The organism is Tsukamurella soli, from assembly GCF_039541155.1.
In the GTDB taxonomy this organism is placed as follows: Bacteria; Actinomycetota; Actinomycetes; order Mycobacteriales; family Mycobacteriaceae; genus Tsukamurella; species Tsukamurella soli.
The window spans coordinates 1-786 of sequence record NZ_BAABFR010000259.1 but is presented as its reverse complement, the minus strand read 5'-3'; the positions used below and the strand labels follow the sequence as shown (position 1 = coordinate 786).

At 70.5% G+C, this 786-nt stretch carries 1 protein-coding gene and 1 pseudogene; one reads left to right on the top strand and one right to left on the bottom strand.

What is annotated here, in order from left to right; genetic code table 11:
• Window positions 1-562, bottom strand: a 562-nt coding sequence (locus ABD908_RS27465; RefSeq protein ID WP_345002092.1) for an enoyl-CoA hydratase/isomerase family protein, incomplete at its 3' end; no start/stop codon positions are given.
• Between the two features lie 32 nt (window positions 563-594).
• Between ABD908_RS27465 and ABD908_RS27460 the strand changes: the two are divergent.
• Window positions 595-786 (top strand): annotated as a pseudogene (locus tag ABD908_RS27460) (hypothetical protein); the annotation flags it as partial.

The window sequence follows — 786 nt, the reverse complement described above, 5'->3', positions numbered from 1 at the left end:
CGGCCGCCTGCGCGATGCCGGCCGCCACGGCGTCGGGTCCGCCGTACCGTCGGGCGGTGGTCATCGCATCGAGCGCCGACTGGTACGGCAGCCGGGCGCGCAGCAGGTGCGCCATGCCGACGGTGAAGTTCATCTTCAGCCCGATCTCGGGCAGGCACCAGAAGCCGCGGTCCTCGCGCATCACGACGGAGTCGCAGGACAGCGCCAGCATCGCCCCGGCCCCGAACGCATGGCCGTTCACCGCCGCCACCGTGGTCATGGGGAATGTCAGCAGCCGCGTGTACAGGGCGTGGACGCTGTCGAGGTACGGCCCGGCAGCGTCGAGGTGCGAGGCCAGGTACACCACGTCGAGGCCATTGCTGAAGAACTTTCCGGTGGCGGTGACGACCAGCGCGCTCGCGCTGGTCTCCACCTCGTCGAGGAGAGCGTGGACGGCGTCGATCCAGCCGGGAGAGAAGCGGTTCTCGGGGTTGGTCTCCGACAGCTCCACACCTTCGTCACCGAGGTACAAGAGGACGACACCATCAGCGGAAGCGGAGTCCGGGCGGGCGAGGTACGGCATGCAGCCAACCTTAACGGCTAGCATTTTTCATCATGGTCGAACATCAGCCGGCGCCGGCGGACGGCATCGAAGACCCCGCCGCGGCGGCCGCGGAGGCTGCGGACGCACTGCTCTCCGCCGCGCGGGAGCAGGGCTTCGACACCGGCGACGGCTTCGACGTGGCGGTCGTGCTCGGGTCGGGGTGGGCGCCGGCAGCCGAGGCCCTGGCCGCGCGCGGCACCGTC